Source organism: Methylobacterium sp. J-088, assembly GCF_022829295.1.
Taxonomy (GTDB): Bacteria; Pseudomonadota; Alphaproteobacteria; order Rhizobiales; family Beijerinckiaceae; genus Methylobacterium.
On the sequence record NZ_JAKSYH010000031.1, the window covers coordinates 42569 to 67097 of the forward strand.

The 24529-nt window shown below is 69.3% G+C and carries 32 protein-coding genes; 19 read left to right on the top strand and 13 right to left on the bottom strand.

Going from position 1 to position 24529, the window contains the following annotated elements; all coding sequences use genetic code 11:
- Positions 1–13: 13 nt before the first annotated feature.
- Together egtD and MKK63_RS02380 are read right to left on the bottom strand one after the other, a co-directional pair.
- Positions 14–937 (bottom strand): L-histidine N(alpha)-methyltransferase, encoded by a 924-nt coding sequence (gene egtD, locus MKK63_RS02375; RefSeq protein ID WP_243998357.1) that lies wholly within the window; start codon positions 935–937, stop codon positions 14–16.
- Positions 934–1911: a N5-glutamine methyltransferase family protein gene (locus MKK63_RS02380; RefSeq protein ID WP_243998359.1), complete on the bottom strand. Its 978-nt coding sequence runs from the start codon at positions 1909–1911 to the stop codon at positions 934–936. Before MKK63_RS02380 ends, egtD begins: the two co-directional genes overlap by 4 nt.
- A 616-nt stretch (positions 1912–2527) precedes the next feature.
- On the opposite strand from MKK63_RS02380, the gene MKK63_RS02385 reads away from it, so the two are divergent.
- A complete protein-coding gene (locus tag MKK63_RS02385) occupies positions 2528–3103 on the top strand; it encodes a YgjV family protein (protein WP_313901739.1) in 576 nt (191 codons plus the stop codon).
- 216 nt (positions 3104–3319) lie between these two features.
- Positions 3320–4060, top strand: coding sequence for a DUF4336 domain-containing protein (locus tag MKK63_RS02390; protein ID WP_243998363.1), 741 nt, complete (start codon positions 3320–3322; stop codon positions 4058–4060).
- Between the two features lie 24 nt (positions 4061–4084).
- Here MKK63_RS02390 and MKK63_RS02395 read toward each other — a convergent pair whose 3' ends face one another.
- A complete protein-coding gene (locus tag MKK63_RS02395; RefSeq protein ID WP_243998365.1) occupies positions 4085–4330 on the bottom strand; it encodes a hypothetical protein in 246 nt (81 codons plus the stop codon).
- Between the two features lie 214 nt (positions 4331–4544).
- Here MKK63_RS02395 and MKK63_RS02400 point away from each other — a divergent pair, with 214 nt between their 5' ends.
- Positions 4545–4934 (top strand): hypothetical protein, encoded by a 390-nt coding sequence (locus tag MKK63_RS02400; protein ID WP_243998366.1) that lies wholly within the window; start codon positions 4545–4547, stop codon positions 4932–4934.
- A gap of 96 nt (positions 4935–5030) precedes the next feature.
- Here MKK63_RS02400 and MKK63_RS02405 read toward each other — a convergent pair whose 3' ends face one another.
- On the bottom strand, positions 5031–5330 hold the full coding sequence (locus MKK63_RS02405; RefSeq protein ID WP_243998368.1) for a hypothetical protein: 300 nt from the start codon (positions 5328–5330) through the stop codon (positions 5031–5033).
- Positions 5331–5388: 58 nt separating this feature from the next.
- Positions 5389–5655, bottom strand: coding sequence for a hypothetical protein (locus MKK63_RS02410; protein ID WP_243998370.1), 267 nt, complete (start codon positions 5653–5655; stop codon positions 5389–5391).
- Between the two features lie 154 nt (positions 5656–5809).
- On the opposite strand from MKK63_RS02410, the gene MKK63_RS02415 reads away from it, so the two are divergent.
- Together MKK63_RS02415 and MKK63_RS02420 are read left to right on the top strand one after the other, a co-directional pair.
- Positions 5810–6070 (top strand): hypothetical protein, encoded by a 261-nt coding sequence (locus tag MKK63_RS02415; RefSeq protein ID WP_243998372.1) that lies wholly within the window; start codon positions 5810–5812, stop codon positions 6068–6070.
- Positions 6071–6205: 135 nt separating this feature from the next.
- Positions 6206–6394 (top strand): hypothetical protein, encoded by a 189-nt coding sequence (locus tag MKK63_RS02420; protein ID WP_243998374.1) that lies wholly within the window; start codon positions 6206–6208, stop codon positions 6392–6394.
- 12 nt (positions 6395–6406) lie between these two features.
- Here the strand turns inward: MKK63_RS02420 and MKK63_RS02425 are convergent, their stop codons facing one another.
- Both MKK63_RS02425 and MKK63_RS02430 read right to left on the bottom strand, forming a co-directional pair.
- Positions 6407–6652 carry a hypothetical protein gene (locus tag MKK63_RS02425; RefSeq protein ID WP_243998376.1) on the bottom strand — a complete coding sequence of 82 codons (246 nt, stop codon included), beginning with the start codon at positions 6650–6652 and terminating at the stop codon, positions 6407–6409.
- A 675-nt stretch (positions 6653–7327) separates the two neighbouring features.
- A complete protein-coding gene (locus MKK63_RS02430; protein ID WP_243998378.1) occupies positions 7328–8086 on the bottom strand; it encodes a CDP-diacylglycerol diphosphatase in 759 nt (252 codons plus the stop codon).
- A 96-nt stretch (positions 8087–8182) separates the two neighbouring features.
- On the opposite strand from MKK63_RS02430, the gene MKK63_RS02435 reads away from it, so the two are divergent.
- The 6 genes from MKK63_RS02435 to MKK63_RS02460 all read left to right on the top strand — a co-directional run bounded on the left by MKK63_RS02435 (position 8183) and on the right by MKK63_RS02460 (position 13255).
- Positions 8183–8563 (top strand): hypothetical protein, encoded by a 381-nt coding sequence (locus tag MKK63_RS02435; RefSeq protein ID WP_243998380.1) that lies wholly within the window; start codon positions 8183–8185, stop codon positions 8561–8563.
- A gap of 147 nt (positions 8564–8710) precedes the next feature.
- On the top strand, positions 8711–9013 hold the full coding sequence (locus tag MKK63_RS02440) for a hypothetical protein (protein ID WP_243998382.1): 303 nt from the start codon (positions 8711–8713) through the stop codon (positions 9011–9013).
- A 502-nt stretch (positions 9014–9515) separates the two neighbouring features.
- Complete coding sequence (locus tag MKK63_RS02445; RefSeq protein ID WP_243998384.1) at positions 9516–10031, top strand: MucR family transcriptional regulator; 516 nt, start codon at positions 9516–9518, stop codon at positions 10029–10031.
- A gap of 108 nt (positions 10032–10139) precedes the next feature.
- Entirely contained in the window at positions 10140–10391 is a 252-nt protein-coding gene (locus MKK63_RS02450) for a hypothetical protein (RefSeq protein ID WP_243998386.1), read from the top strand.
- Positions 10392–10503: 112 nt separating this feature from the next.
- On the top strand, positions 10504–11547 hold the full coding sequence (locus MKK63_RS02455; RefSeq protein WP_243998388.1) for a phosphatase PAP2 family protein: 1044 nt from the start codon (positions 10504–10506) through the stop codon (positions 11545–11547).
- A 241-nt stretch (positions 11548–11788) separates the two neighbouring features.
- Positions 11789–13255 carry a protein adenylyltransferase SelO gene (locus MKK63_RS02460; protein WP_243998390.1) on the top strand — a complete coding sequence of 489 codons (1467 nt, stop codon included), beginning with the start codon at positions 11789–11791 and terminating at the stop codon, positions 13253–13255.
- 7 nt (positions 13256–13262) lie between these two features.
- On the opposite strand, the gene MKK63_RS02465 is transcribed toward MKK63_RS02460, so the two are convergent.
- The gene (locus MKK63_RS02465) at positions 13263–13478 is read right to left on the bottom strand and encodes a hypothetical protein (RefSeq protein WP_243924007.1); all 216 of its coding nucleotides are present in this window, start codon (positions 13476–13478) and stop codon (positions 13263–13265) included.
- A gap of 354 nt (positions 13479–13832) precedes the next feature.
- Between MKK63_RS02465 and MKK63_RS02470 the strand changes: the two genes are divergently transcribed.
- From MKK63_RS02470 to MKK63_RS02500, 7 genes are all read left to right on the top strand, one after another.
- Complete coding sequence (locus MKK63_RS02470; protein WP_243998392.1) at positions 13833–14741, top strand: glycine betaine ABC transporter substrate-binding protein; 909 nt, start codon at positions 13833–13835, stop codon at positions 14739–14741.
- Positions 14742–14846: 105 nt separating this feature from the next.
- Positions 14847–16064 (top strand): ABC transporter permease, encoded by a 1218-nt coding sequence (locus MKK63_RS02475; RefSeq protein ID WP_243998394.1) that lies wholly within the window; start codon positions 14847–14849, stop codon positions 16062–16064.
- 11 nt (positions 16065–16075) lie between these two features.
- A complete protein-coding gene (locus MKK63_RS02480) occupies positions 16076–17008 on the top strand; it encodes an ABC transporter ATP-binding protein (protein WP_243998464.1) in 933 nt (310 codons plus the stop codon).
- A complete protein-coding gene (locus MKK63_RS02485) occupies positions 17005–17748 on the top strand; it encodes an ABC transporter permease (RefSeq protein ID WP_243998395.1) in 744 nt (247 codons plus the stop codon). Before MKK63_RS02480 ends, MKK63_RS02485 begins: the two co-directional genes overlap by 4 nt.
- A 256-nt stretch (positions 17749–18004) precedes the next feature.
- Positions 18005–18223, top strand: coding sequence for a hypothetical protein (locus MKK63_RS02490; protein ID WP_243998397.1), 219 nt, complete (start codon positions 18005–18007; stop codon positions 18221–18223).
- Between the two features lie 641 nt (positions 18224–18864).
- Positions 18865–19434 carry a hypothetical protein gene (locus tag MKK63_RS02495; RefSeq protein ID WP_243998399.1) on the top strand — a complete coding sequence of 190 codons (570 nt, stop codon included), beginning with the start codon at positions 18865–18867 and terminating at the stop codon, positions 19432–19434.
- A 43-nt stretch (positions 19435–19477) separates the two neighbouring features.
- A complete protein-coding gene (locus MKK63_RS02500) occupies positions 19478–19909 on the top strand; it encodes a hypothetical protein (RefSeq protein WP_243998401.1) in 432 nt (143 codons plus the stop codon).
- A 9-nt stretch (positions 19910–19918) separates the two neighbouring features.
- On the opposite strand, the gene MKK63_RS02505 is transcribed toward MKK63_RS02500, so the two are convergent.
- The 4 genes from MKK63_RS02505 to catC all read right to left on the bottom strand — a co-directional run bounded on the left by MKK63_RS02505 (position 19919) and on the right by catC (position 22639).
- Positions 19919–21154 (bottom strand): ABC transporter substrate-binding protein, encoded by a 1236-nt coding sequence (locus MKK63_RS02505; RefSeq protein ID WP_243998403.1) that lies wholly within the window; start codon positions 21152–21154, stop codon positions 19919–19921.
- 87 nt (positions 21155–21241) lie between these two features.
- Positions 21242–22033 (bottom strand): 3-oxoadipate enol-lactonase, encoded by a 792-nt coding sequence (gene pcaD / locus MKK63_RS02510; RefSeq protein WP_243998415.1) that lies wholly within the window; start codon positions 22031–22033, stop codon positions 21242–21244.
- 13 nt (positions 22034–22046) lie between these two features.
- A complete protein-coding gene (locus MKK63_RS02515; protein WP_243998417.1) occupies positions 22047–22343 on the bottom strand; it encodes a YciI family protein in 297 nt (98 codons plus the stop codon).
- 11 nt (positions 22344–22354) lie between these two features.
- Complete coding sequence (gene catC, locus MKK63_RS02520) at positions 22355–22639, bottom strand: muconolactone Delta-isomerase (protein ID WP_243998419.1); 285 nt, start codon at positions 22637–22639, stop codon at positions 22355–22357.
- Between the two features lie 216 nt (positions 22640–22855).
- Between catC and MKK63_RS02525 the strand changes: the two genes are divergently transcribed.
- On the top strand, positions 22856–23911 hold the full coding sequence (locus MKK63_RS02525) for an enoyl-CoA hydratase/isomerase family protein (RefSeq protein WP_243998421.1): 1056 nt from the start codon (positions 22856–22858) through the stop codon (positions 23909–23911).
- Between the two features lie 220 nt (positions 23912–24131).
- On the opposite strand, the gene MKK63_RS02530 is transcribed toward MKK63_RS02525, so the two are convergent.
- A complete protein-coding gene (locus tag MKK63_RS02530; protein WP_243998422.1) occupies positions 24132–24428 on the bottom strand; it encodes a hypothetical protein in 297 nt (98 codons plus the stop codon).
- Between the last annotated feature and the right edge of the window lie 101 nt (positions 24429–24529).

A 24529-nucleotide genomic window follows, 5' to 3' on the forward strand; every position in this document is an offset into this window, starting at 1 on the left:
TCAGTCGTCAGGATCAGTCCTCGGCCTGCAACAGATGCAGGTTGAAGCTGCCGCCTTTGGCCTGCCAGAGGGCGCGCGGCTGCCAGCCGGCCGCGCGGGCGAGCGCCTGGAACGCGTCCGCCGTGTACTTATGCGAGGTGTCGGTCCGGATGCTCTCGGAGGCCGCGAACGCGATGGCGTTCCCGCCGAGCCGATAGGTTCCGGGCTGCGTCGCCACGAGATGCGCCTCGACGCGGAACGGATCCGGCAGAAGCCGGATTTGATGCCGGAAATTCTCGCTGTCGAACTCCGCCCCGCATTCGCGATTGAGCCGGCTGAGGATGTTGCGGTGGAACGCCGCCATCAACCCGTCGGCGGCGCCGTAGGCGCGCTGCAGGCGCTTGGGGTCGGTGGTCCCGTCCGCACCCACCAGGAACAGGCTGGGACCAAGCGTTTTGCGCGCCCGTTCCAGGAACCGGCCAGCCTCGGTTGGATCGAAATTGCCGATGCTCGTGCCTGGATAGAAGCCCAGGATACCCCCCGGACCGGCCTGAACCGGCAACGCAACCGGCTTCGAGTAATCGGCGCAGACCGGCATCATGGCGATGCCCGGATAGTCCGGCGCGAGCCGCCGGATCGCCGCCTCAAGATACGCACCCGAGATGTCGATGGCGACGTAGGCCGCGGGTTCGGGGAGCGCGTCGAGCAGCGTGCGGATCTTGCGGCTCGCGCCACTACCGAACTCGACCACGGTAACGCCCGGCCGGACCTGCCGCGCCACATCGGCGGAGGCCTGGGGCAGGAGCGCGGTCTCCTGGGCGGTCGGGTAGTAGTCGGCGCTGTGGCAGATCCGGTCGAACAGATCGGAGCCGGTCTCGTCCCAGAGGTATTTTCCGGGCAGCGTCTTCGGCACGGCGGTCAGGCCCGCGAGGGCGTCTCGGAGGAACGCGTCGCTCATGGCCGCGACCCCGGGCGCGTGGCCGTGAGGACGACCAGGGCGAGGCGCTCCACCGCGTCGTAGGCCTCGGTCGCCAGTTCCTCGCCGTACGCGTCGGGATCGAACTCGCGATAGGCCCAGTCCAGGCCCGCGCCGGTGCACAGCTCGGCTACGGCGTCGCGGAACGGGTCCTTCCCTTCGACGATGGCCGCGCCGGTGAACAGGACCAGAGTACCACCGGGCGCGAGACGCTCCACCGCCTGCTCGGCCACGGCGAGCGACAGGCCGGCCCCGAACGGGCCGCCGCCATCCCGATAGGCCCGCGCGGCGGGGTCGATCATGAAGGGCGGGTTCGACACGATCAGGTCGAACGAACCCTCGACATCGCGCAGCATGTCGCTGCGGCGGACCACGACGCTTTCGGTCCCGGCGAGGCGAGCGTTGACCTGGGCCGCCCGCATGGCGGCAGGGTTGATGTCGACCAGCACGATTTCGGCGCCCGGTTTGCGCTTGGCGATGCAGATCCCGGCGGCGCCCGAGCCACAGCCGAGATCGGCTGCCCGGCGCACCGGCGCGGTTCGACCCTCGACGTAGGCGATCACCGCGCCCACGAAGCGCATCGTGTCGGGGCCGAAGAACACCGCGTCGGCGGCGCTCGGCGGGTAGGCGGAATGGACGAAGAGTTCGTCGTCGAGGCTGGAGAACCGGAGCGTGGGCCGCAGGAGCGGACCGTCCTCCACCACGGCGCCGGCTTCGCGCATCAGACGCAGGATCGGCTCGGGGAGCAGCCCGGCCCGGAACGGCCGGCTCCAGCCGAACACGTCGCGCAGGGCCTGCGCCTCGGCGTTGCGCGGCCGCATGTTGACGTGGGCGTGGCTCGCCGGGGTCACCGTGGTGAAGCTGTAGCCCGTGTCGCGCACGGCGCGCGCCAGGTCCAGTACGGCCGCCTCGTCGGCGGGGAACACGTGTTGGGGAAACGGTTCGGATCGCGTCATCGGCCGGTCCTCAGCTGTCCATCTGGCGCGCCCGGCAGGCGCCGAACCAGAGGGTCTCGGCCGCCTGCCGGGCGTTCCAGGGTGCGGTCGCCGACCCGCGGGTACGGGCAGGTCCTGTCGTCGGGCGCGGTCGCACCTACCGCCGGCCGAATGGCCGCGGTCTGGCATTTGATAGAATGCCAGGAAAACCGACCACTCCAGGTGTTGTTTCAACTGAGAAACCGGCAATTTCTATAATTAATCTATGTTAATACAGTGTTGTTGGGTGAAAAAACGCCTTTATTTTTTCGTCTGCATGAAGTGATCTTGGATGGACCTGCCGACCCTCCGCAGCACTGCCATGATCACTCTTCCATCAATCCGCAGGAGACGGGTTCCTACGGCCCTCCCCCGCCGAAGGGCGAGCGGGTTCGACATTGGGTCCGGAAAGGCCGCAGCCAGGGGCGAGCGCGGATCGTGTTCTCAGCAGGCGCCTGCGGATCCACACCCACAGAGACCGAAAGACCACGCTCACGCTGTCGTGTCCCCGCCATGGGGCGGCATTAACGATCCGCTCACCATGAAAATCTAGCGCATCCGACAGAAACGGCGCATCCGCGCCGGTCGGGCGCTGATGATGAACGCCGTCGATTCCTTGTCTATCTGGGCGGTCTCGGCCGCGGCCCATCTCGATCTGTTCGGATCGCTGGGCCTGTGCCTGGGCTTTACGGCCGGCATCATGCCGCGGCGGGACCGGATCCTGCTGGCCTCTGCCGCCTGCGCGGCCGCCTTCGGCGTCCACTATCTGACGCTCGGGGCGCTCACCGGCACCGCCATGTGCGCCATCTCGGTGCTACAGAGCCTCGTCGCGCTGACCTGCCTCGGCCGTCCGGGCCGGAGCGTCTGGGTGCCGCCCCTGTTCGCGGCAACCACCCTCGCAGCGGCCTGCCTGACGGCTGCCACCTGGAACGGCTGGCCCTCGGCCTGCGCGGCCCTCGGCACGCTGCTCGCCACGGGGGCTCGCCTCCATGCGGCACCGCAGCCCATGCGCCTGTTCTTCCTCGGTGCCTCCCTGTGCTGGGCCGGGCACAACCTCCTGGTCGGCTCGGTCTTCGGCCTGACCTGCGACCTGCTGACGATTTCCGGCCTGACGATCGCCCTGCTGCGTGCCCTTCCGGCTCGCCCGGCCACGCCGGTCGGCCTGCGGGCGTAACTCGATCGCTCTCAGCCGACGTGGACACCTGTTCGGCACAAGAGAGCGGGTGACAACAACGGCTTAGAGCCATGCGCGTTTGCAACGTGATCGGGCACGGCTCTCAGGATACGCTGCCCCTGCGGCGATCCACCCCGGAAACTCCGCAGGCCTTCAGCGTTCCGGTAAAGCCAATCCTGGCGCGCGAGGCCGCCGGCCTTCGAACGGAGATCCCGTTTGTCAAAGGCCACCTACCCCCCGCTCGACGTACTCAAGCCGGTGGCCGAGGGCGTCTGGATCGTCGACAGCGGACCGCTGCGCGCCCTCGGCATCCCGCTGCCCGTCCGGATGACGATCATCCGACTTCGCGATGGCGCGCTCTGGCTGCACTCGCCGACGCGCTACGACCCACGCCTGCACCGGGACATCGCGTCGCTGGGGCCGATCCGCCATCTGGTCGCGCCGAACATCGCGCATTGGACCTACCTGAAAGCGTGGCAGGACCATTGCCCGGATGCGCTGACCTGGGCGGCCCCGAACCTGCGCCAGCGCGGGCAGGTCCGGCGCTCCGGCCTTCGGGTCGACCGGGTGCTGGAGGATGCGGCGCCGTCCGAATGGGCCTCGGACCTGCGCCAGACCATTGTCCCCGGCGGCCTCCGGTTTCGGGAAGTCGGCTTCTTCCACGGGCCGAGCCGGACCCTGATCCTAACCGACCTCGTCCTCAACCTCGAACCGGCCAAGATGCCGGCGCTGCTGCGGCCGTTCCTGCGGCTGGCCCGCATGACCACGCCCCACGGCCAGCCGCCACCCTATCTGCGCCTCGTCGTCAAACTGCGTCGACAGGCGGCCGCACGGGCGGCTGCGGAACTCGTCGCGCTGAAGCCGGAACGGGTCATCTTCGCACATGGATTGTGGTTCGCGGGGGATGCGACCGCGCGCCTGTGCCACGCCCTGCGCTGGCTCGGACGGTTCACCTGAGAGCGCGCCGGACCGCGACCCGCTTCAGGAGTCGGTAGCGAGCTGCCGCAGGATCCAGGCCTGCGCGGCGGCGAGATCCGCGAAGGTCGGCGGACAGATCGGGTCGACCGGACCGAACCCGGCTTCCAAGAACCACTTGCCCGCATCGGCCCCGTGCTGCTGCGAGAGACGGACCAGCACCGCCACGAGGAAACCATCCGCGAAAACGAGCTGGCTTTCGGCATCGTCGCTCTTCGTCGCGACCTGCGCGGGTTGCAGGTTCAGGATCATGGGGCGCCCGGCTTTCCATCGCGCGTCCGGCGAGCGGATGTGCAGCGACGGGACGTGCTCCGCAGCGTTCCGCGCCTACCTGTCCAATCAGCCCCCCACACCGAAGTTCCTGACCGGCACCGCCCCGGAACACCGCTGACACCGCCTGGTTTGCCGGGCATGGCCGGCTGCCGACCCCGGACCAATGGACCGGACGCGCGGAGCAGGGTGTCTCATGAACGATCGGACAATGGCCCGCGGGCTAGCTTGGTTCGGGATCGGTCTCGGTCTCGCCGAGACCTTCGCACCGCGGCGCGTCGCCGCGGCGACGGGGCTGCAGGGGCACGAAGGCCTCGTCCAACTCTACGGGCTGCGCGAGATCGCCTCGGGCGCGGCCATCCTGGCATCCGCCCAGCCGGAGCGGCATCTGGGCGTGCGCATGGCGGGCGACCTTCTCGACGCTGGCCTGCTGGCGGCCCGGGCCACCCCCGCCAATCCGCAGCGCGGCCGCACCCTGGCGGCGGCCCTGGCGGTGGCGCCGGTGGTCCTGTTGGACGCCGTCTACTGGTTGAAGCCCCGCAACCGGCCGGATCAGGCCCCGCCGAGCCCGGCCCAACTCTACTAAAACGCGTCACAACAAAGGCTTAGAGCCGCGTTTGATCGCAACGCGATCGGGCACAGATCTCGGAAGGCGACTGGAACCCGGGCCGATACCGCGGCATCAGCCGCCGGTCGGCCCCATCACAACGGTGCCGTCCGCCCGGTTGATAGCGCTCACCCGAGGCCCGCGGATCTCGGGGCTGCGTTGTTCCAGGGCGTCGAGAACCGTGTTGGCTGCCGTGATGATCGCGCCGGGCGAGCCGCCCGGGATCTCCGGCTGGATGGCCTCGACCAACCGGGCGAGCACCGTCTGCTCGATCTGCGGATGGTCCGCGCCCTGCGCCTGCCGCCAATACGCTGCGTAGACTTTCTCGGCGATCGTTCGCGCGGTCTGATCGACCTCCGGCGTGTCCTGATTCATCGCGCACCCTTTCGTCCCGCTTATCCGGGAAACAAGGGTGGCTCTTGGCGCCACGCCTTCAAGGGCCGTCGCCCTCCTCCGGGCTCGGATCGCCGCTCTCGAGGGACTTGGCGAGTTCGGTCAGCACCTCCTCGACCATGGGGGGCCAGGTTGCGTGCTCCGCATCCATCAGGCGCGCGGCGCTGACCAGAGCGGTGATCTGCGCATCGTAGACCGGCCGCCCAACGAGCTGCGCGTAGCGCACCCGGGCGGCGAGCGCCGTCGCCAGACGCTGGACCTCCGCGAGTTTCCCGTTCGGCGCGCGGATGCCCTCGCCGTTGCCCATCCCTGCGCCCCCTTCACGTCCGCGCGCGATCCCTTCCGGTTGTCATAGGCCATGACCGTCGCGCCGTCAGCGGGTCGGGCGACGTCCGCGGGAACTTCCGCCGTCCGCGAGCGTCGATTTCGCAAATCGTCGCTTGTCGTTTCAGGAGCTTCCCATGCGTACGCCGCTGATCCTCGCACTGACTGCCTCCCTCGCCTTCGCCGTCCCCGCCTTCGCGGATCCGGTGAGCGAAACCGGCACGGGCGGCGGCCCGACCACCGCCGCGAAAGCCCCGCACACCGCCGCGACGGGCCAGACCGTGCCGAACCCGGGCGCCCTCAACCCGAAGGAGACCGGAAGCATCGATCAGCGCAATGCCAACGAGCAGCGCAACGACGCCATCACCAGCGGCATCTGCATCGGCTGCGCACGCTGAAGGGGAAACGGCCCGAAGCGGAGCGCGATCCGCTTCGGGCCGTTTCAAGGCAGCCATCGCGCAAAGTGACTTGAACGGCCGCACAGCATCGGCCACATCATCGCTCCCCGACCCACCACGAACAGGAGTTGACGCGTGGCAAACGAGGCTGTCGATCAGACGACAGAGAAGACCTATTACGGCCTGACTCTGTCCCAGCTCGCAGAGCGGATCAGGAAACTGGCGACCGAGCGCGGCCTGACCGGCGAGGTCTTCGACCGTGTGACCGCCAAGGCCGTCGCGATGATCCCGACCATCCGGCTGAACGACAACGCTCAGCGGTAGAGCGGCGCCGGCTTAACGCTCGGCGCGCAGGCTCTTGATGATGCGGCTTGCGATCTTGCGGACGGCCGCATCGTCTCGCGATTCGCTATCGCCGGTATCCCAGAGGTGTTCGAGGCTGCCGTCGAGTTCGTCCAGCAGTTCCGGATCGCGCTGGGCGAGGAAGCGGATCGTCCCGAACAGCAGGTGCTCGGTTGCCATTTCGCGGCGACGCGCCTCGACGATCGGGTCGTGGGGCGAGGTGGGGGTTTGCTCTGTCATGCGGGCCCAACGAGCGGCCCGCGCGCTGGTTCGGCGCGTCCGGCGCGGTGCGGTGCCGCGGAGACCCGGCCGGAACGGCGCTGATGCATGTCGACCGTCATGCCCAACTGAGCAGAGGTCCCCACATCAAGCACGTTTGGTCGGCATCCTGATGCGATGCCCCGACGCTCAGCGCCGCAAGCCACCGATCCAGGCCGTCAGCGGTTCCACGAAAGCCGCCCAGGTCCGTGACCAGACTGTCCCACTCCGGCCGTCCTCGGGGCGGCGGCTGGCCATGAGCGCGGACACCAGGGCGTCCTCCCGCGGCTTGCACTCGTCCAGGGCGTTGCGCTCGTCCCCGGCGCGGCTTTGTCCTGAAGGCTGATGCGCGGACGCTTCGCGTAGGCAACGGTGCCAAGCCAGTTCCAGGGCGCGCGGATCAACTGCCTCAGCCGACGGGCCGGCACGCACCGGGACGGTGGCCAGGGTCAGGATCGCACAAAAGCCGAGGAGTGCCCCCGGGCGCGTCAGCTCCGGAAGCCTTTTCGGACCTGGGTCGCAACGCGCTTCCCACCGCCGGATCAAGTCCCACGGATAGCGCTCAGGCAACGGCATGCGCATGCCCGTCCTATGCCCCAAGGCCAAGCCTCTGAATAGAACGGATCGGCAACAGTGCGGCGTGTTCGGCGCCGCCGCTCAACTGCCCCGGCCGGTACGGGTGACCCGGCAGGTGTGGTCCATCAACGCTTCGGCGCTCGCCTCCGGCATCCTGTAAGCAAGGACGATCATGCCCGCGCCGGGATCGTCCGGATCGGCCGCGACCGCGGCGAAGCTCGCATCGTGGAGCTTCCCCTGCCAGCCCGGCACGTGGGCCAGCGCCGCGAACGGGTTGAAGTGCTCCACCGCGTCGGCCGGTACCCGCAGGGCGAGGTATTGATCCTCATCCAGCAGGACGGGGAACGGTGCCCAGCTCTCGCCGATGGCAGAGCCATGTGCCTTCAGGGCCGCCATGACGCCGCGATGCATGCAATCGAGGTGGATGTGGAGTTGGTCCTGGCTGCGTCCATCGACGGAGTTCACCCCCAAACCCACCGCGGCAGCCGGCAAGCGCCCCTGGAGGGCGTCCGACACGAAGTGCCGCGCGCGGAGCGCAGCCTGCCAGTATGCGACGCCGCGCGGCCCTTGGAGCACGGGGGCCTCGATCCCCGATACGTTGTCGGTGGGCATCACGACGACGTGGGTCGGCTCGCCCGGGGCGCGCAGCACCGCAGAACCCGGCCGCTCGCCGTCGCCGAGATCGACGGACAGGCACGGGAAACTCCGGCCCGCGGCCTTCTTGGCCAGGACACAGCCCTGCAGCGCGACCCACAGCACGTCCCGCGCCGGATTGGCCGCGTCGGCGACCGGGATCAGTGTGAATGCGAGCAGCGTCCCGATGGCCAGCATACGGCGCATGATCAGACCGTCCGATCCTCGTCGGCCGTTCAGCAACAGGCAACGGCCGGAAAACAGTGTATCCTCAAGCCGTCAGCACGAGGTTACGGACCGCCAATGCTTGAATCAGACACGCGGCACCTGCGTCTGGTGCGGATCGCGGCCTGGATCCTGGTGGCCTTCATCGTGGTCGTGACCCTCGTGCCGATCGGCCTCCGGCCGGTGGTGACCCATAATCCGAGCATCGAGCGGATCGCCGCCTACGCGCTTGCCGGCCTGCTGATGATGGTGGGCTACCCGCAGCATCGGCTTCAGATCCTGATCGGCAGCGTCCTCATGGCCGGCGGCCTCGAGGCCGCGCAGACCCTGACCAGCACGCGCCACGGCCGGTTCGCCGATTTTCTGATCAAGGCGGGTGCCGCGCTGGCCGGCGCGGTGACGGGTCTTGTGGTCGCGGCCGTTGCGGCCCGACGCCCGACACGCCTTTCGGACCGATAGCGCCGCGGGCCTCGACGGCGGAGGCACAACCTCACGAGGAAGGCGGCGCGAATTTCGGCGCACCGCGGCGGTTCCGACTGGCAACCGCCGCGCAACCCACGCATTGTTTCACGGGGGCGTGACGAGGTTCATGCACGCGAGGATGTCATGTTCGACGCGGCCAAGCTCACGGGACGGTTCTGGTTTCGCAAGACGTGGACGGGCAAGCTGGTCCTGCTCGTCGAGGAGGAGAAGCCACGCTGGTTCAGCCGCGGCCGACTCACCAAGCTGCGCTGGCGGGACGCGCGGCTGCTCGATCTGGCTGAGGCGCCGATGCGCGCGCTGATGACCCTCGAACGGACGTATCGGGCAGATTACGGATCGAGCGCCGCGCGGATGCTTCAGGCAGTCGTCCCGTCCGGGACGCGGGGCGCGATCGCCACGCCGCACGGGACGGCAGCCAACGCCTGACGGCGGCGGCGGAGCGGTGAGCCGCGGCGTTCGAGCCGCGACAGCCATGCTGTCTCTGGCGGGCTTGAATATTCGCACATTTCAGGCGGAAGCACGGGTTCCCCCGCGCCCCGCTTATGGGAGAGCGCTTCTCGGACGCTCGGTGGGCGGTTGGGCTGCCCGACATTGCATGAATTCGGTCCCCTGCACAGAAGTGGGACTCATGCCCCTTCAACCTCACACGTCACCCGCAAGGGCATCCCAGCGTAAGCCCGCAGGCCGAGCGCAAAGGGGAGGCGCGAAGATGTCTTCGACCCGAATGCATCGACACAGGGCCCGCAAAGGGGCCTACGCAGGATTGTAACTGAACGTCTCCGGCAACGAGCGCCGCGATTGATCCATGTTGTTATTTGCCGCGCAACCGGTAGATAACAACCGTGATTGGTTATATTCGATCAGACGAGCCCTTGACGGATGGCAGAGAAAGCCACGTTCATGGCGCATTCCCGCGAGAGAGGCGTCGATGGAAGATAACATTTCAGCCCCGCACCAAGACACGATCGATTTCGTCGAGCTGACCGCCGATATCGTCTCGGCTTATGTAGCCAACAACTCCGTTCCTATGCCCGACCTGCCGACGCTTCTGTCCGGCGTCCATGCTGCGCTGTCGAGCCTTGGCCAAGGTTCGACACCTGCGGAGCCGGACTTCAAGAAGGCGACACCCGCGCAGATCAAGAAGTCGATTACGCCGGACGCGCTGGTCAGCTTCATCGACGGCAAGCCGTACAAGACGCTCAAGCGCCACCTGACCGGGAACGGCATGACGATCGAGCAGTACCGGCAGCGCTATGGCCTGCCGCCCGATTACCCGACGACGGCGTCGACCTACTCGGCAATGCGCGCCGAGTTCGCCCGCAATGCCGGCCTCGGTCACAAGCGTCGGGGCCCGGCAGCGAAGAACGCGGCCTCGGCCGAGACCGTCGCGGCGGCACCGGAGCCCGCCAAGCCGACCCGGGGTCGCAAGAAGGCCGACGCGTAGGCCTGACCTCGACGGTCCGGCGGTCCCGAGCGACGCGCTCCTGCGCTCGCCCGGGCCGGAACGACGCGTGCGGCCGACCATTGCCCCTCGAGCAGCCCGGAGCAGACCTTGAATCGATCGATCCTCGCCCTTCTCATCGTCGCCACGACCCTCACCGACCTGTCGGCGGCTCGGGCGCAGGATCGGACCGGGGCGGATCCCAAGGCCGAGACCGCGACCAAGCCGGCAGCCGATACGCGGGATCCGGGCAAGACGGCGACGGAGGCCGTGACCAACCCCGCCACCGTACCGCCGACTGAAGGCGCCGTCGGCAGCGGCAAGCCGCCGGTGGCCGGCACGCCCCCCACCACGGGCCGATAGAGAGCCCGGCCCCACTGGCAGGGCCGGACCTTGCGTCCGCGGGCGAACCATTGCGGCCCTCGTGCGTCTGCCCGGTGCGGTCACGCCTTGGCCGCGGGGTGAGCAGAGCCGGATGATATCTCACGAGCAGGTCGGGGCAGCCCGACCCTGGGCCGACGCTCACGTTGCGGGTACGTGCCGTTCTTGGTCGCGTGGGCTTCGCCGGTTCGCCACGGGAATCGCCGCCCCCGATCCCCGACTCTGGGCGCTGAGCCTCGCGCTTATCGGGATCGACGCCGTCTGGATGCGGGCGGCCGGCATGACGGCCGCGCCGACCGGCTTCGTCGTGGCTGCCGCCATCGTGGTAGTCCTGCTGGTCGCGGCGGCCTGCTTCGCGACCGTGAAATCGGATCCGCCCCTGCGAGGCATGGCGCTCGCGAGCGCATTTCTGATCACCTTCACCATACCGGTGGCGGTTCTGCACTTCCTTGTCGCGGGCCTGGGGCTGCCCTTCATTGACGACGCGCTGGCTGGGTTCGAGGCACGGCTCGGTTTCGACTGGACGGCTTACGTGGCCTTCCTGGCGCGCCATCCCACCCTGTCGTGGTGGCTGGCGCTCGCCTATCATTCCAGCGGGCCGCAGGTCGGCGTCGTGGTCATCGCGTTGAGCGCGACCCGCCGGCTCGGACGGCTCTGGGCCTACATCCGGCTGTTCTCAGTCACACTGCTGTGCGTGATCGTCCTCGCCGCCCTGTTGCCGGCGCTGGGCCCTTACGCCCATTACGCGCCGCGCGTTGTTCCGTCGGACCATCTGGAGACGATCGGCGCGCTCTGGCATCTGGAGCCGGTGGCACGGCTGCGGGCGGGCACGCTCGACACGCTGGCGCTCGGCGACCTGCGGGGGCTGGCGACCTTCCCGTCCTTCCACGTGTGCCTCGCGCTCCTGACCGCCTGGGCGCTGGCACCCTTGCCCGTCCTTGGCCCGCTCGCGATCCTCCTCAACGCAGTCGTGATCGTGGCGACGCTGGGCGCGGGCGGTCACTACCTGCCGGACGTGCTGGCCGGGGCGACCCTGGCGATCGCGGCCCTGGCGGTTCGAGAGCGGGTCCTTCGGCGCACGCCGTCCGCCGCCCCGGCCTGTCCGGTCCCCGGGGCGATCAGCCGTGCCGATGCCTGAGCGCGTTGAGCCGCGAACTATCCCACCGCCGGTGGATTAGTCCGACAGTGGAGGTCCGACAGACTATGCCCGAGACCCAGTGGACGAGGCGCGCCCAGCCGGACAGCTGGCGATCGTCCCGGGCGCCGCGGCGGAGGAGTTCTGGTCTCTCTCGAAGACGCGGACCGGAACCGCGCCTGCACGGTCCCGGCCGAAACCCGCCCCGCTTGCCCACGCCAACGCCGCTCCATAGAAGCCCCCGATGATGGCACTTCCCTTCGACAACAGCTACACCCGCCTGCCCGAGCGCTTCTACGCGCGCCGCCCCGCGACCCCCGTGGAGGCTCCGCGCCTGATCCACCTAAATCGGGCCTTGGCGGGGGAACTTGGGCTCGACGCCGACTGGCTCGCAGGTCCGGACGGGGTTGCGGCGCTGGCGGGGAACACGGTTCCGGAGGGTGCCGATCCGATCGCGGCGGCCTATGCCGGGCACCAGTTCGGCCAGTTCGTGCCGCAACTCGGCGACGGGCGCGCGGTCCTGCTCGGCGAAGTGATCGACCGGACCGGCATCCGCCGCGACATCCAGCTCAAGGGCTCCGGCCCGACCCCGTTCTCCCGGCGCGGGGACGGCCGGGCGGCCCTCGGACCGGTGCTGCGCGAGTACCTCGTCAGCGAGGCGATGGCGGCGCTGGGCATTCCGACCACCCGGGCGCTCGCCGCCGTCGCCACCGGCGAGCCCGTGGTGCGCGAGACCCTGCTGCCCGGGGCCGTGCTCACGCGGGTCGCAGCGAGCCACATCCGGGTCGGCACCTTCCAGTTCTTCGCGGTCCGGGGTGACGTCGAGGCCCTGCGGGCCCTGGCCGACCATGTCGTGGCCCGGCACTATCCCGAGGCGGCGGAGGCGGAAAATCGCTACCGGGCGCTGCTCGACGCGGTCATCGCCGCCCAGGCAGGGCTGGTGGCGCGATGGCTGCTCGTGGGCTTCGTCCACGGGGTGATGAACACCGACAACATGGCGGTGGCCGGCGAGACGATCGACTACGGCCCCTGCGCCTTCCTCGACGCCTACGATCCCGGCACGGTGTTCAGTTCGATCGATCAGAACGGACGCTACGCCTACGGCCAGCAGCCGCGCATCGCGCTTTGGAACCTGACCCGGTTCGCCGAAACCCTGCTGCCCTTGCTCGCCGATGACGAAGAGCAGGCGGTCCGTGAGGCCGAAGCGGCGCTCTCCGGCAACGCACCTGCTTTCGAAGACGCCTATCACGGCGGCCTCAATCGAAAGCTCGGGCTCGGCGCGGTCCGGGACGGCGACCCCGCGCTGGCGGGCGACCTCCTGACACGGATGGGCGAGAACCAAGCCGACTTCACCCTGACCTTCCGGACCCTGTGCGGAGCCGTTGAGGGCGACGGATCCGTGCGCGACCTGTTCGTCGACCCGACCGCGTACGACGGGTGGGCGGTTCGCTGGCGGGCGCGCCTCGCCGAGGAAACCCGCGCCCCGGCCGAGATAGCCGCCGCGATGCGGACGGCGAATCCGGCCTTCATCCCTCGCAACCATCAGGTCGAGGCGATGATCGCGGCCGCCGTGGAGCGAAACGATTTCGCGCCCTTCGAAACCTTGTTGGCGGTGCTGGCACGGCCCTACGCCGACCAGCCGGAGCACGCCCGCTACGCGCAGGCGCCGGAGGGCGGCGGGGTCGGCTACCGGACCTTCTGCGGCACGTAAGGCCCGTTCAGGCCTGCGGCCAGGTGTAAATCTCGTGCACGGTGCCCGCGGCACGGAACCAATGCACCCGCGTGGCCGGGTTGAACCCGTGATCCCGGTACGAGGTTGCGATCACCGACACGAGGGAGGCTGCCAGGGAGCGGTCTTGGATGTCATAGGCCAGGAGCTGCGGTGTACGCCCGTCGTCATGGGCAAGATCACGGACGAAGATCGAATACGACATGTGTCAGACTCGGCTCCACCAGGAACAACCTATACGTGCATATACCGCCTGGATCGCTTGGGTTCATTGTAAGTTCATGTCAAGGTTAAGTAGTCTTAACTGGATTTCGGAGACTTGATGGAGTCTTTGCGAACCAGCGTGCCTCAGGCCGACCGATACGGCCCCGCAGCGCGATCCGGCTCCGATGCCTGAAGCAGGGTCAGCAACAGCGTCATCGCCGCCGCGGCGGCGACGCGGTCGACTCGGAATGAGCAGGTGAACAGGATCGCCCGATGATTCTGCCACGGGGTCGTATACCGTGATCCGGCCCGGCGCCGATCCTGAGCGGCGGCGCGGACAGGAGAACCCGGATCGATGGGCAAGCGGATCCTGGCCGGACTTGTCGGGTTGCTGATCGGCCTGTCGGCCGCGCAGGCGGCGCCCGTCGTGGTCAGCTCCAAGCTCGACACGGAGGGCGGGGTTCTCGGCGCCATCATCCTGCAGGCGCTCGGGGCCAAGGGCATTTCGACGGTGGACAAGACCCAACTCGGGTCGACATCGATCGTGCGCCAGGCCCTGCTGGAGGGCCAGATCGACATCTACCCGGAATACACCGGCAACGCGGCGTTCTTCTTCGGACGGCAGGATCTCCCGGTCTGGAAGGACGCACAGGCCGCCTACGAGACCGCCCGGCGCCTCGACCGCGCGGCCAACGACCTCGTTTGGCTGGCGCCCGCCTCGGCCAACAACACCTGGGCGATCGCGGTGCGCGACGACATCGCCAAGGCCAATGCCCTCGAGACGATGAGCGATTTCGGCCGCTACGTGGCCGGTGGCGGCTCGATCAAGCTCGCGGCCTCGTCGGAATTCGTCTCCGCGCCCGCCGCGCTCCCGGCCTTCGGCCGGGCCTACGGCTTCGGCTTCAGGCCGGACCAGCTCGTCATCCTCGCCGGCGGAGACACCGCCGCCACGATCGCGGCGGCGGCGCGGGGTACCTCCGGAACCAACGCCGCCATGGTGTTCGGGACCGATGGCAGTCTCGCCGCCGCCCGCCTCATGGTGATGGCGGATGACCGCGGCGTCCAACCGGTCTACCAGCCGGCACCCGTGGTCCGCGGAGCCGTCCTCAGGGCGCGTCCTGAGATCGCGACGGTGCTCGATCCGATCTTCCGCCAGCTCGACCTCGCCACGCTGCGCGACCTCAACGGACGGGTTCAGATCGGCGGCGAACCCGCCTCCACGGTAGCGGCGGATTTCCTGAAGGCGGCGGGGTTCGTGCATTAAGGCCGGCGCGCGCTCTGCGCCGAACCGGTGTCCACTTCGGCGCAGAGCGCGCTAAGTCCAGGCGACGCGCAGCCACGCTCCTGCGGCCGCGCGCGGAGCCTCCGGATGGGCCAATTCCCTGCACCCGGGACGCATGCCGATGCCCGCCCGAGCGGCCGGATCGTCTCCGGCCTCGATCCCCTGGGCGCGACCCTCGCGACCCTGCTGACTCTGGGCCTCGTCGTGCTGCCGCTGATGGTCGTGCGGCCGAACCGGATCGCCGAAGGCACCGCGCTGATGGCATGGTCGGCGCTGCCGGCCGGTCCGGCGCTCGCACTGCTTTGCGGCTCCGGGCTCGCCGCGCCGCTGCTGGCCCTGCGGATCCCCCCGTTCCTGCGGCTTGCCGCGGGCGCAGCCGCGTTGCTGCTCCTCGGCCTCACGGCCGGATGGGCGGCCGATCACCTGACGCCGCCCGGCGACCGCTACAGCCGGGTCTCGCCGGAGGCCGGCTGGTGGCTGGCCTTCGGCGCCGCCGGCCTCGCCACCGGCGACGGGCTGGCGCGCCTGCGGCCCGGCCCCGGGATGCGGGTCACGGCGCTGGCGACCGTTGCGATCCTGGCGGGGCTCGCCCTCCGGTCCGGGTTCTGGGACAACCTCTCGGTGATGCGGGAATATGCCGGTCACGCGGATACGTTCGGCCGGGAGGTCCGGACCCATCTCGGCCTTGCCCTCGCGTCGGTGGCGGCGGCCGCCCTGGTCGGGATCCCGGCCGCGATCCTGGCACGTCCGAAGCCGGCCCTGTGGCGGGCGCTGCTCGCGATTCTCAACGTGGTCCAGACCATCCCCTCCCTGGCGCTGTTCGGGATGCTGATCGCGCCGCTGGCCTGGATCGGCCGGACGATCCCCGGGGCCGCGGAATCCGGGATCGCGGGGATCGGCCCCGCCCCGGCCGTCGTGGCCCTGTGGGCCTACGCGCTCCTGCCTGTCGCGGCCGCCACCGTCGCGGGGCTCGACGCCGTGCCTGCACCGGTGCGCGACGCGGCACGCGGCGTCGGGATGACCGGCCGCCAGCGCCTCCTCCAGGTAGAGCTGCCGCTGGCGCTCCCGAGTCTCCTCACCGGGATCCGCATCGTGCTGGTCCAGAACATCGGCCTTGCGGTGATCGCGGGCCTCGTGGGCGGCGGCGGGCTCGGCGTGTTCGTCTTCCAGGGCATCAGCCAGAACGCGGGCGACCTCGTCCTGCTCGGGGCGCTGCCGACCGTCGCCCTGGCGAGCAGCGCCGCCGTGCTGTTCGATGCCGCCATCGCAGTGAGCCGCGGCCGGGTGGCGGAACGGCACCCGTGATGCCTGATCCGATGATCGAACTCGCCGGGATCAGCCGCGTCTTCGGGGAGCGGGCGGTCGTGTCCGACGTCAGCCTGCGGGTCGAGGCGGGCGCGGTGCTGACGGTCGTGGGCACCTCGGGCTCCGGTAAGACGACCCTGCTGCGGATGATCAACCGCCTCGTCGAGCCGAGCGCCGGCACGGTCCGGATCGCGGGCCGGGACATCCGGGCGGTCGCCCCGCATGTCCTGCGCCGGGGGATCGGCTACGCGATCCAGGGCCACGGCCTGTTCCCCCATCGGACGGTGGCGGAGAACATCGCGGTGGTGCCGCGGCTGCTGGGCTGGGACCGTCGGCGGATCGACGCGCGGGTCGACGCGCTGCTCGGCCTGTTCAACCTCGATCCGGCCGCCTACCGGGACCGGCTCCCGGCGGCGCTGTCGGGCGGCGAGCAGCAGCGGATCGGGGTCGCCCGGGCGCTGGCCGCCGAGCCGCCGATCCTGCTGATGGACGAGCCCTTCGGCGCCCTCGATCCGATCATCCGCCGCCAGGCTCAGGCGGATCTGCGGGCGATCCAGCGGCGCACCGGCACCACCATCGTGCTGGTGACCCACGACATGGACGAGGCGCTGCGGCTCGGCGACCGGATCGCCGTGATGGACCGGGGCCGCCTCGTGCAGGAGGCCGATCCGGCGGCGCTGATCGGTGCGCCGGCCACCGCGTTCGTCGGCGCCCTCCTCGGCGGCGGCGACCGGGCCTTCCAGCTCATGGCGCTGCGCGTCGTGGACGATCTCGTGGAGCCCGGGGCGGCGCCGGGCACGCCGATCCCGGCGGGCACCTCGGTGCGCGCGGCGCTGGCTGAGAGCCTGTGGTCGCAGCGCCCGGCCCTGCCTGTCAGCCGAGACGGCGTGCTGCTCGGCCGGGTGACGCGCGCCGCGCTCGAGGCGCAGGGCGCCCGCCCGTGAGCCGTGCGGGATATCTAGCGCATCTCGCGCTGCTCGCCCTGCTCGGCACCTTCCTGCTCGCGCCGCAGAGCTTCGCGGGCCTGTTGCGCCCTTTCGCCCCCGGCGACACCGCGCCGATCTACGCACAGACCCCGCTGCTTGCGCTCACTATCAACCACCTCCTGCTGGTCGCCGCCGCAACCCTGACGGCGAGCGTGCTGGCGATCGGCTTCGCGGTCGCGGCGACCCGTCCGGCGGGACGCGACGTCCTGCCCTTCGCCCGGGCGGTGGCCAATCTCGGCCAGACATTCCCGCCGGTGGCGGTGCTGGCCTTAGCCGTGCCGATCTTCGGGTTCGGGCCGCTGCCGACCCTCGTCGCCCTCGTGCTGTACGGGCTGCTGCCGATCTTCGAGACCACGCTCACTGGCCTCGAAGGCCTCGATCCGGCGCTGATGGAGGCGGCGCGCGGCATGGGGCTGACCGACAGCCAGCGGCTCGTCCAAGTGGAACTGCCGCTCGCGCTGCCAATGATCCTGGCCGGGATCCGGCTGTCGGCCGTCATCGGCCTCGCGACCGCAACGATCGGCTCGACGGTAGCGGCCAGCACGCTGGGCGAGGTCATCATCTCGGGCCTGCTCACGGGCAACACCGCCTATGTCCTGCAAGGCGGCCTCGTCGTTTCGGCGCTGGCGATCCTGATCGACGCGGCTTTCCACATCCTCGAGCAAAGTGCAGCGCGGCGAACTGGATTCCGTTCCTAGAACCGACTATAAGTCCGGCGGGCCCGTACGCGCGGGCCTGGGGCGTGGAACCCCCTGTCTGATGGTTGGTGCCGACCAGAACGGCACCCGCACCTTGACCAAACGGTCGGGGAGCCTGCGACGTATGTCCAGGCGTTCCGGCGCTAAAGGTCGTAGGGACCGTTCAGACACGGTTTTCCAACTCCCCGACTCGGGATGGTCGAAGGCTTGTTCGCGGGGGCGTACCGCGGACCAAAGCCGGCCGGGAGGACGGGTCATGGCTCCCATCGATCCCGAACTGCGGATGCGCCAGCTCGCCGAGTTGCGCGCGGCCTACGACGCGAGCCCGTGCCCAACGGTCGACCACAGCGAGACCCGGATCGCACGACATTCGCGGGTGCTGCTGGGACGGATCCTCGTCGTCCTGAGCGACCCGGACGGCGGCGCAGGTGCGCGGGAGACACGGCCGGGCGGCAAGGCCTGCGCCGACTTGTGAGGCTCCCATCCGTCGCGCGCCGGCTCACGCAGCCAGCTGCGCGGTGACGAGCCCAATGCCGTTCCAGGCGTCGTCGATGACGTCCACCAGCTCGGCGCCGGGCTTCCGCTGAACGGCCCTGGTGGACGCGGGCGCGCGGTGAGGACGGCGCGCCTGGGTGGGCTGCCCTCTGCCGAGTCGCTCCGACCCGGCCAGGCGCCTCAGATTTGTGACGACGCCTGATCGCGCAACTTGCAGTCAAGTCGTCCGTGATTGTTCGATGAAGGTTTCGGATTTTCCGCTTCAGGACTGGGAGTCTTATCTTTATTCGCACGAGAGTCTGCCGATGCAAAATTCCAGTTTATACTTATGAACAACATTCGTGATTTCGAGCACGGTCGATATTTTGCATCGAATGGATGATCAAGTATCTCAAGAGATCATAAACAGCAGTCGTTGGCGCTGATCGCTTCGGCGTCACCTACAATAACGCGATCGTGTCATGCACGAGACCGCCGATCGAATACAATATCTTAGAGGTACGCTTGAATGAAGATCGCACTGAGAACAATATTTGCTCGGCGCCAACGATTCGGCCGGCCTGAGATGAACACTCGGACCGAAGCCGACCCGTCTCGCATGCGCCAGACTGGGAGGTCGTCATGATGGGCAAAGAAATTGCGTTCGCATCACCCGCGACATGTTCGGCGGCGGCATTCGGCCTGCTGCTCCTCGGCTCCACCACGGCCGGCGCCGACGACATGCCGCGGCAGGGTGATTTCCGGATCACCTACACGTCGACGGTGCTGGCAGCGCCGAAGCCCGTCACCATCGGCGAGAACCGCGTGGCCTCCGCCTCGATCGCCATGATGACCGCGGTCAACGAATCCGGCGGCAAGCTCCTGCACAACATGGCCGGGCGCTGCACCTCCGCGCCGACGATCGACAACGGCGCCAAGACCGTGGAGAACCACGGCTATTGCGACTACGTCGATGCCGATGGCGACCACGTGTTCGAGAAGTGGGACTACCCGCTCCAGCCGCTCGCGGCGGTGAACGAGGGGACGGGCCAGTGGATCGGCGGCACCGGCAAGTTCGCGGGCCTGGCGGGCATGATGACGATCCGCTCGCGCCGGCTGAACACCCTGACGGACGGCGCGGTCCAAGTGGTCGGCGAGAAGCTCGGCAGCTACAGCTTCACCGGCACGGTGGCGAGCGCCAAGCCGGATTGAGAACCAGCGGGACGGCGGGCCGTCCGGGCGCTATACGCGCCCGATGACACCCGCCGACCGAGACAGGTTCGAGAAGTGCCTCGCGCTCGCCGCACAGGGCGCGACCATGGGCGAGCGCGCGGCCGCGCAGGCTGCCGCCGCGCGTATCGCTGCGAGCGCCGGCCTGACCCTCGCCGAGGCGATGCGCGCGGCCCGTCCCGCGCGGACAGAATCCGCGCCCCGGCCGCCGCCCCGGCGCGCCTACGCCTGGGCTCAGCCGAAGGAGCCGGTGAAACCCATCACGGTCGAGGAATTGCTGCGCCAGAAGGCCGAGACCGAGGAATGGCGCAAGCGTGCGGCCGCCCGGGCCAAGCGCCAGAGCCGGCAGGCGCAGCCGGATCAGGACGCCTATGCGGCGGAGCAACGTGCCCGGCAGGCCGAGCGCGACTGCGCCTGGGCGCAGGCCCGGACTGAAGCGGCGCCCGACGACGTGTAGGGTCCGGCCTCACTTCTTCACGAGGCTGCAGGTGCTCTCCGACAGGGGCTGGAACGCCTGCTCGCCCGGGATGGTCTTCAGGATCTTGTAGAAATCCCACGGCCCCTTGGAGTCCGCGGGCGTCTTGACCTGCGCCAAGTACATGTCGTGGACCATCCGGCCGTCGACGCGCAGGCTGGCGTTATGGGCGAAAAAGTCCTGAATCGGCAGTTCGCGCATCTTGGCCATGACTTTCAGCCCGTTATCCGTCCCGGCGGCCTCGGTGGCCTTGAGGAAGTGGAGCACGGCCGAGTAATCGCCGGCCTGCACCATGGTGGGCATCCGTCCGCCCATCCGCTCGCCGAAGCGTCGGGCGAAGGCCCGGGTCTGGTCGTCCAGGTCCCAGTAGAAACCGGTTGTCAGGATCATCCCCTGGGCGTCCTTGAGACCGACGGAGTGGATGTCGGTCAGGAAAATGTTGAGCCCGCCGAGCGTCTGGCCGCCCTGCGGGATGCCGAACTCGCTCGCCTGCTTGATCGTGTTGATCGTGTCGGCGCCCGCATTGGCCATGCCGATGATCTTGGCGCCCGACCCTTGAGCCTGCAGCAGGTAGGACGAGAAATCCGGATTCGGGAACGGGTGCTTGACCGAGCCGAGCACCTGGCCGCCCTTCGCCTTCACGACGCGGGTGACCTGCTTCTCCAGATCGTGCCCGAACGTATAATCGGCGGTGATGAAGAACCACGTGTTCTTGGGGTCGTCCGCCAGGGCCGTGGCGGTGCCGGCCGCCAGCGAATAGGTGTCCCAGGTCCAGTGGGCGCCGGTCGGCGAGCAGGCGGCGTTGGTCAGCGCCATCGAGCCGGCGCCGGAATTGATGTCGATCTTGCCCTTGGCGCGCGCGACTTCACGGACGGCCAAGCCCGCCACCGAGGAGTTGGTGTCGAAGATCGCGTCGACGCCCTCGGTGTCGAACCAGCGGCGGGCGATCGCGGAGGCGATATCGGCCTTGTTCTGATGGTCGGCGAAGATCAGCTCGACCTTGCGGCCGTTGATCGGCCGGCCAAAGTCCTCCACGGCGAGTTGCGCGGCCGTCACCGAGCCGCGCCCGGCGAGGTCCGAATAGCCGCCCGACATGTCGGTCAGCACACCGATCTTGATGCCGCCATCGGCGTATTGTGCGCGGGCCGGTGCGGCGGCGAGGCAGGCCGCGGCGAAGGCCACGACCCCATGTCGGGCGAGCGTCCGCCCCGAGATCCGATCGGACATGGATTTCCTCCCCATTTGTTGATCGGCCTTTGTTTTCTTGAGGCCGCGGGCCGTTCCGGCCCGCGGCCGGCCGAGTTTTCGCCGGCTCTACGACGCGCGCGTTTCGCCGAAGAGCGTCAGCACGGCCTCGTTGAAGCGCTGGACATCCTCGAGATTCGTCAAATGGGCGCCGCTGAGCTCACGGTACTGCGCGCCAGGGATGTGGTCCGCCAGGAAGCGGCCTTCCGCCGGCGGCGTCGCGAGGTCGTGCGTCCCGGCGATCACCAGCGTCGGCGCGGTGATCCGCGGAAGCGCGCCGCGGAAATCGGCGTCGCGCACCGCGAGGCAGGCCGCCGCGTAGCCCTCCGGCGCCGTGGCAGCCAGCATTCGCCGCAGGCTGGCCGCCAGCTCGGGTTGGGCAACCGCATAGTCCGCCGTCAGCCAGCGCGACGCCACGGCATCGGCGATGCTGCCGACGCCGTCCGCGCGGACCTTCTCGGCCCGGCTGGTCCAGTTCTCCGGCGGCCCGATATACGCGGCCGTGTTGCACAGGGCGAGGCGCGCCAGCCGCTCCGGATGGTTCAGGGCGAGCCACTGCCCGGTCAGGCCACCCATCGACACGCCGGCGAAATGCACCCGCTCCAGGCCGAGGCGATCCAAGAGGCCGACCACGTCCCGGCCGAGTTGGGCGATCGTGTAGGGTCCGGGCGTGACCTCCGACTGACCGTGGCCGCGCGTGTCGTAGCGGATCAGGTGGACATGGCGCGCCAAGGGTTCGATCTGCGGCGCCCACATGTCCAGCGCCGCGCCCAGCGAGTTGGACAGCACGAGCGTGGGGTTCGCGGGATCGCCATCCGCCCTGTAGTGCAGCCGCACGTCATCGAGTTCGGCGAAAGCCATATGCGCCCCTCCCTCAGAGATAGCTTCTGCCGTCGAGATAGGCCTTGCGCCAGCGCTTGATCGCGACGCGGTCGAACAGGCCCGCCGTGTGGAACGGATCCGCCTGGATCAGCGCCTCGGCCTCCGCGCGGGTCTCGACATCGACGACATAGAGGCCGCCGCCCGCATCGCTGCCGTCGTCGTTCAGCTTGGCGCCGCAGGCCAGGAGGCTTTTCTTGATCCGGTCGAGATAAGCCAGATGCTCGGCGCGATGCGCCCTGCGGATCTCGAGGCTGCCCGGCTTGTCGAAGGTCTCGATGATGAAGGGCATGGTTCGACCTGTCAGTTGGCCGCGATGGCGGAGGGATGCTGGGCCAGCGGCGTGACGTGGATCGTCATGTACGGGTAGAGCGGCAGCGCCGTCAGGATGTCGTGCAGTGCGTCGTTCCCGTCGACATCGAAGACGCTGTAATTCGCGTATTGCCCGGCGATCCGCCACAGGTGCCGCCACGTGCCGTCCTGCTGAAGTTTCTGCGAGAACGCCTTCTCCTCGGCTTTCAGACGGTCCGCTTCCGCCTTCGGCAGGGTGGCGGGGATGTCGACCTGCATGTGGACCATGTAGAGCATCGTGTCTGTCCTATGCCGACCGGATGTCCGTGCTGGCCGCGACGCTTATCATCCCGAGACAGGCTGTCGATGCTGTCGCCACGGGGCTCGAGCGCGGGATCGGCGACGGTCGGGGGCGATTGTCCCCGATTCCGCCCCATCGTTGCGGCCATCTGGATGCACGCCTATTCAGCCGCCCCATAAACCGAAGCTCACAGGGGGTGGATGCGTCCGACGATGACCGCACAGTCGACCAACGAGGTGGTGTTCGAGGTGCGCGGCCCCCTCGGCCTCGTCACGCTCAGCCGGCCCAAGGCCCTGAACGCGCTGACGCTCGGCATGATCCGGGCGATGCAGGCTCAGCTCCGGGACTGGGCCGCCGACGACCGCGTAACGCGGGTGGTGGTGCAGGGCAGCGGCGGACGGGCCTTCTGCGCGGGCGGCGATGTCCGGCGCATATACGAAGCCGCCAAGGCCGGACAGACGGAGGCGATGTTTGAGATCTGGCGCGGCGAGTACGAACTCGTCGCCGCGATGGCCCTCTACCCCAAACCGATCGTCGCGCTGATCGACGGCATCGTCATGGGCGGCGGCGTCGGCATCTCTGTGCACGGGCCGTACCGGGTGGCGTCCGAATCCTACGCCTTCGCGATGCCGGAGGTCGGGATCGGCTTCGTTCCGGATGTCGGCACCACCGCAATCCTGCCGCGTCTGGCGGGTCGCAGCGGCACCTACTTGGCGCTGACCGGATCGAAGATCGGCGCGGGCGACGCCCTCCCGCTCGGGCTGGCGACCCATGCGGCGCGCGCCGCCGATTTCCCGGCGATCCTCGACGCGTTGGCGGAAGGTGGCCCGATCGAGCCGGCCCTGGCCGCCCACGCCGCGCCTCCGCCGCCGACCGGGCCGGTGACCCAAGAGGCGGCCCTCATCGATGCGTGCTTCTCGGCGGAGAGCGTCCCGGCCATCCTGGCGCGGCTCGACGCGGTCGCGCAGTCGGATTTCGCCACCGAGACGGCCCGCACCCTCCGCAGCCGGTCGCCGACCAGCCTCTGCCTTGCCTTCGAGCAGATGCGGCGCGGGCCCGATCTGGACGTGATCGCGGCCATCCGGACGGAGTACCGACTGGTGACGCGCATCATGCGGGGGCACGATTTCTACGAGGGCGTGCGCGCGGTGCTGGTCGAGAAGGACAACCGGCCCGCTTGGCAACCGGCCACGCTCGACGCCGTCGACCCGGACGCTATCCGGGAGGCCTTCGAGCCGACGGAGGAGCCGGAGCCAAGCTTCATCTGAGGGATATGGACCATCGGCTACGCGCACCCACCCGCAGCGACTGCCGGTTCTGGATCGGGCTGAGCCGCGTCAGATCCGGACTGCGATTTGTGAACTCGCAGCCTGTGCGGGAGAGTAAGCCAGCGTCGCCGCCCCGGAAAGCGTGGCCGAGGCCAGGGTGATGACGCCGTGCAAGGGGCGCTGGAACCAAGGCGGTGAGCGCGCAACCCTCCACGTGCGCTCATCGCCGGGTCGAACGCGGGTGCCGACCCCTCCGATGAGGTCGGCGATGGGCTCGGGGCGGCGGCGCGATTATCGGCGCCGCGGCGGGCGGCGGTGCGGCAACCCCGTCATGGGCCGCGATCACCCGACGGGCCTCCTCGACGCTCATGTCGCAGGCGCTCGTCATCCCCTGCAGCGCCCCGAGGGCGCGATTGTATTCGGGCAGATTGGTGCAGCCGGGAACGCCCCAGGCCCAAGCCGGGGCCGCACCCATCATCGCCAGCGCCAAGCCGGCCAGCCCCATCCTGAACGACACGTCCGTCCTCCCGCGGCCAGGGTCTGGATCTCCCGATCCCACCGCGTGCCAAGCAACGAGGCCCCCGATCAGTTCACCCAGCCCGCCCGCGATGCGGCGTT